Origin of the sequence: Nonomuraea basaltis, from assembly GCF_005893125.1 — a bacterium.
GTDB lineage: Bacteria > Actinomycetota > Actinomycetes > Streptosporangiales > Streptosporangiaceae > Nonomuraea > Nonomuraea basaltis.
This window is the reverse complement of record NZ_VCJS01000423.1, coordinates 1-5,462: the sequence shown is the minus strand read 5'-3', so window position 1 is coordinate 5,462 and position 5,462 is coordinate 1. Positions and strand designations below refer to the sequence as shown.

The 5,462-nt window shown below is 69.2% G+C and carries 5 protein-coding genes; 2 read left to right on the top strand and 3 right to left on the bottom strand.

All coding sequences use genetic code 11. From position 1 onward, the window contains the following. Positions 1-590 precede the first annotated feature (590 nt). Positions 591-1,001 (bottom strand): TIGR03668 family PPOX class F420-dependent oxidoreductase, encoded by a 411-nt coding sequence (locus EJK15_RS67430; protein ID WP_138720620.1) that lies wholly within the window; start codon positions 999-1,001, stop codon positions 591-593. A gap of 60 nt (positions 1,002-1,061) precedes the next feature. Here EJK15_RS67430 and EJK15_RS67425 point away from each other — a divergent pair, with 60 nt between their 5' ends. Next, on the top strand, positions 1,062-1,949 hold the full coding sequence (locus EJK15_RS67425) for a hypothetical protein (RefSeq protein WP_138720619.1): 888 nt from the start codon (positions 1,062-1,064) through the stop codon (positions 1,947-1,949). Between the two features lie 7 nt (positions 1,950-1,956). Here the strand turns inward: EJK15_RS67425 and EJK15_RS67420 are convergent, their stop codons facing one another. Both EJK15_RS67420 and EJK15_RS67415 read right to left on the bottom strand, forming a co-directional pair. Next, positions 1,957-2,574 (bottom strand): MerR family transcriptional regulator, encoded by a 618-nt coding sequence (locus tag EJK15_RS67420; RefSeq protein WP_138720618.1) that lies wholly within the window; start codon positions 2,572-2,574, stop codon positions 1,957-1,959. 15 nt (positions 2,575-2,589) lie between these two features. Further along, positions 2,590-3,438, bottom strand: coding sequence for a LysR family transcriptional regulator (locus tag EJK15_RS67415; protein WP_138720617.1), 849 nt, complete (start codon positions 3,436-3,438; stop codon positions 2,590-2,592). A gap of 322 nt (positions 3,439-3,760) precedes the next feature. Between EJK15_RS67415 and EJK15_RS67410 the strand changes: the two genes are divergently transcribed. Continuing rightward, entirely contained in the window at positions 3,761-4,831 is a 1,071-nt protein-coding gene (locus EJK15_RS67410; RefSeq protein WP_138720616.1) for a thiolase C-terminal domain-containing protein, read from the top strand. Positions 4,832-5,462: the final 631 nt, after the last annotated feature.

The following is a 5,462-nucleotide window of genomic DNA, read 5'->3' as shown; positions in this document are numbered from 1 at the left end:
GCTCGTGGAACCGGCACCATCGGCGTGACCGCCGACGCGGGTGCCTGCCCGAAACCGCAGATGAAGATCAATAAATCACTCAGCCATCACGCTCGGCGAAGCCACCAGAACGCGTGAACTATCGAGGCTAGAAGCTCTTGGCTTCTACATTTTCAAAGGCTACAACTCGTTCTGAGGACCTCCCCATTGTAGGAATCTCGCACTGCGGCATCGTTTCCGACGCTCAATCTTGGCAGCCCTGCGGTCTGGGTCGGCTGCCACCGAGTGAGGTGGTGGCCGCCCTTTAACAGGTGCGGGACATATGCGGGATGATCTTGCAAGTCATGCAGGCTGTGTGGAATGTTCACGCAGCTCACGTCATATAGGCCAACCGTATGGCCGCCGCTCTCCTAATGTGGGTGCTTTCGTGTGCTGTAAGAGAATCCGGCGAAGGTTCACCCGGATGCGCGCCAGGTTCTCACTGAGGGCCGGTTCTCTCGACATGATCCAACACCTCAAAGGGGGACGACCTGATCCCAGGGTAACCCGCTGCTTGCAGCCATCTCCGAAGATCGCCTGATCCCCTTGAGGGGTGATCTCCTTCAGGTCGCTTAGGTAGCGGACCAGCCGGTCCAGCGGGTCACGTCCACGACGATCATGGGTCCGGTGGGGCGGCGCTCGCGATACTGGGCGTACTTGGCCGCCAGCGCGTCCAGCGCCGCCTCGCGGTCCTGGCCGCCCTCGACGACGCGGGCCAGGCCGTCGGCGCGCACCCACCACAGCCGCGCCCAGTCGTCCTCATAGTGATCGACCAGCAGACTGGCCTTGGGATTCTCCCGGATGTTCCGGAGCCTGCGGAGGTTCGCGGTCGTCTTGGGCTTGTGGTCGATCGCGGTCACCACCCGGCCGGCGATCATGGCGAAGACGACCGGCACCAGGTGCGGCGCCCCGTCGCCGCCCACGGTGCCGAGCCGGGCCACTCGCTCCCCGCCGAACCTCGCGCGGGCTGTGCCGTCGTCCACCGTCTCAGTATGTCCGGAACCTACAAGACTGCGCGTCAGGCCCCTGGGCACGATGGCGTCATGAACGTGAACCTTTCCGCGATCCCCGGTTTCCTGGCGACCCACGCGCGCGTGCTCGACCGCCGCCGCTACGACCTGCTCACGGGCGACGGCGACGCGGCCCGGGTGCTGGCGGCCCTGGACGCCTACCGCAACACGGACGGAGGGTACGGCTGGGGCCTGGAGCCTGACCTGCGTGCCCCCGAGAGCCAGCCCGGCGCGGCGCTGCACGCCTTCGAGGTGTTCGAGGACGTCGCCCCGGCGACCGCGCCGCAGGCCGTGGCGCTGTGCGACTGGCTGGAGACGGTCACGCTGCCCGACGGCGGGCTGCCGTTCGCGCTGCCGGTCACCGTCTCCGGCGGCACGGCCCCCTGGTGGGTGGGCGGCGACCCGGCCACCTCGTCCCTGCAGATCACCTCCGTGTCGGCGGCCGCCGCCCACCGCGTCGCCGCCCACGACCCGGCCGTCGCCGCGCACCCATGGCTGGAGCGGGCCACCCGCTACTGCCTCGGCGCGATCCAGGCGCTGGAGGAGCAGCCGCACGCGTACGTACTGTCGTTCGCCGTGCACTTCCTCGACGCCGTGTACGACACCCAGCCCCGGGCGGCCGACCTGCTCAAGAGGCTCGGCGCCTACATTCCCGCGGACGGCAGGGTGCCCGTCGAGGGCGGCACCGCGGACGAGGCGCTGCGCTCGCTGGACTTCGCGCCGTACCCCGGCCGGCCCGTCCGCGACCTGTTCGACCCCGAGGTGATCGCGGCCGACCTCGTACGGCTGGCCGGCGGGCAGCAGGACGACGGCGGGTGGACCGTGGACTACGTGAAGATCTCGCCGGCCGGGTCGCTCGACTGGCGGGGCGCCGTCACCGTCCAGGCCGTCCAGATCCTGCGCGCGAATGCGATCATCTGAGGCGGCGTCATTTGAGGCGGCGGGCCGACTCCGACTCCTGGGCCATGCGGCGGAGCGCGTCGAAGGCCTTGCCGTACAGGACCGTGCCCAGCACCAGGGCCTCCACGGCGGCGTCGCGCGGCCCCTGGAACGAAATGGTGTCCATCTCGACCTCGGACACCAGCTTCCGCGCCGTCTCCGCGTACGGCCCCAGGTCGATGGGCACGCCGAGCTGGCGCATCCGGACCAGGGTCTGGGCGAGCTCGTCGCGGGTGGGGGCCTGGGGGTGCACGTTCCAGCCCAGCTCCTCGATGAGGAGGTCCACCATGGCACGTGCGGCCTGCCAGTCCTCCCCGGGCTCGGGCTCGACCTTGGGGCCGAGGGCGTAGTGGGCCGTCCCGAGCATCTCGTGCATGGGGAGGGTCTCGTCGTCCACGGCGGCGATGACCTGCTTGATCGAGGCCACCGGGAGCTTGCCCACCTCCAGCAGAGCCCGGATCAGGCGGAGCCTGCGCAGGTGCGACTCGTCGTACTCGGCCCGCGTCACGGCTATCTGCGCGCCCTGCGGCAGCAGGCCCTCGCGCAGGTAGTACTTGATCGTCGGAATGGCCACACCGGACAGGGCGCTGAGTTCTGAGATGCGCATCGTTAGATACTAGCGCTATCCAGATCGGGCGACATGGCGGGCGGCGCTGACCAGCTCCGGCACGTCGGCCTGGCGGTTCCAGAGGAACACTACCTCCAGTGGCGGGACGTCCTCCTTGATGGGTACGAAGATCAGGGACTCCGGCACCGCCGTGCCCTCGTGGACGCTGAGCGCGTAGCCGGCGCCCCGCTCCACCATGTTGATCGCCAGGTCATGCGTGGACGCCCCCGGGCCGAGGCGGGGGTGCAGGCGGTGGCGTACGAAGCCCTCCAGGAAGCGGCGGGCGCCCGCCACCGCGTCGGACTCCGGCATGACCAGCGGCTCGGCCGCCAGGTCCGACAGCGACACCGCCTCGGATGCCGCCAGGTGATGATCGCGATGGAACAGTGCACGCACCGGGAAGCGGTGGATGAGCATCCGGGCCACGCCCCTCGGCAGCGAGCCCGGTGCGTAGCCGAGCCCGGCCTGCAGGGTGCCGTCCACGATCGAGACGATCTGCTCGGCGGTGCCCATGGGGGCCACGCGCAGGCGCAGGCCCTGGACCTGGGAGAGCAGCCGGGCGACCACGTCGGCCAGCCCGTCGGCCACACCCAGGCGCGCGGTCTCGTCCGTGCTCCTGGCCGCGGTCACGGCCCGCTCGAAGGCGTCCACCGCGACGGTGGCCTGGGCCAGGAACGCCTCACCTGCCTCGGTGAGCTGCACGCCGCTCGACGAACGGCTGAACAGCTCCACGCCGATCTCCTTCTCCAGGGCCCTGAGCTGCTCGGACAGCGTGGGCTGGGCGATGTGCAGTGCCGTGGCCGCCCGGCGCAGGCTGCCGGCCCGTGCGATCGCCATCGCGTACCTGACGTAGCGTAAATCCATCGCTCACCTCGGGGTGATGATGATGGGCTATCGGTGGACCGCACCTCCGTATTACAAGACGGGACAGCTTCCGTGAAGATGAACTGTTACCGTCTGCCGGTGGCATTGCCCGATGAATCGCCATAACAGGCTGGTCGTGGGGGGTGTTCAGGCCGTTTCGTAGTGGTGTCTCGCGGGCTTTGGGACGGAGAAAGCCGCCGTTGTGACACGCCCGGAATTTCTTCGTTCGAAGCGCCGGGTGGCTGAAGGATAACCTAGCAAGCGCTTGCCTGTGTTAGCGTGAGCGGCGGTGTTGTCCCCGCGGGTTGATCGGAGGAGAGGCATGCAGCCCTTCGCCGGGCGGGCGGCCGTGGCCGGGATCGGGATGACGGCGCTGAGCAGGGAGTCGGGGCGCACGGAGCTGGAGCTCGCGGTCGAGGCGTGCCGGGCGGCGTGCGCCGACGCGGGGATCGCCCCGCGCGAGGTGGACACGGTGCTCAGCTACCACATGAACGACTCCGCGCCCGTCGTGCAGGTCGCCCGGGCGCTGGGGATCGAGCGGCTCGGCTGGCACAACGACATCGCGGGAGGCGGCACGCAGGCGGCGTCGATCCTGGGGGACGCGGCGATGCTCATCCACGCGGGGTTGGCACGAAATATCATGATATTTCGCTCGCTCAACGGGCGCTCGGGCAAGCGCATGAACACCGTCTCCACCGGCCCCCAGGAGCGCTTCACGTACGGCCTGGCCGGCCCGATCCCGCTGTTCGCCCTGGCCGCGACCCGCTACCTGCACGACACGGGGCTGGCCGAGGAGCACCTGCACGCCGTCGTCGCCCAGTCCAGGGACAACGCCAAGGCCAATCCCCGCGCCCTGCGCCGCGAGCCGCTCGCACTCGCCGACTACCTGGCCAGGCCGTACGTCTGCACCCCGCTGCGCACCGTCGACTGCTGCCAGGAGACCGACGGGGCGTGCGCGCTCGTGGTCAGCGCCGTGCTCGACGGGCCACGCGTGCGGGCGGTGGTACGCGGTGGAGGGCCCGGCTGCTCGTCGATGGACCGCGCGCCCGACGTCACCGCGATCTTCTCCGCGTACGTGGCGCCCATGCTCTGGGAGGCCTCCGGCCTGCGGCCGTCCGACGTGGACGTGGCGCTGCCGTACGACGCGTACTCATGGCTCGTGCCCCGGCAACTGGAGGACTTCGGGCTGGTCGAGCGCGGAGACCTGGGGGCGTACCTGCTGGAGCGCCGCCACGCCTGGATCAACCCGCACGGCGGCCTGCTCTCCGAGGGCTACGTGCACGGCCTGAACAACGTGGCCCAGGCCGTACGCGAGCTGCGGGGCGGGCGCGAAGTGGCGCTGGTGACGGGGTTCGGCGGCAGCTACGGGAGCGCCGCCCTGCTCACGAGGTGAAAAATCAGCAGAAATGCTGATGGCGCCTCCGACATGTACGGGGTGTCGGCGGTCCCAAGGCAGCCTCCATGGACAACGAGTAACGTCCCACCGCTCCGATGCCCCGCACGATCCTTCTGGTCGTGCGGGGGGTCGGCAACAGTTGTTCTTTGAGTGTGCGTAAGTGTGCACGAAATGACAGGAGCTGATGCCGGAGTATGGGGGTGTGAACCTCACGGTTGGTAGAGAACGCAGGGTGCGCCGGCAAGCGTGACGCCACGGCCGCACGGGCCATAAAGGCTTGCGTATCGCTCAAATGTTCTGCCCAACGGTGGCAAACTTCGGTAGTCTATTCGTCACCTTCAGTAACGGCTTGGGAGGTGGGGTTGACGTCATGCAGGCGTACCGGGGTGCTCGCGATCGGCATCCAGCGATCTCTTCGCCTGCCTGCCGCTCGGCCAACGGCTGTGCCCGCACAAGGCTGGAGGCCACGGCGCATGGCTGAGCAGCTGCGGCCGATCGAGGCGCCGTTCATCGCAGCCGCTCCCTCCGGGGTGGCGGTCCGCGATCGTCTCAAAGGGCTGACCGCCCAGGACGAGACCGTACTCCGGCTGGTGGGCGCGCATCTCGGCTCGCTGGCCTCGAAGGATCT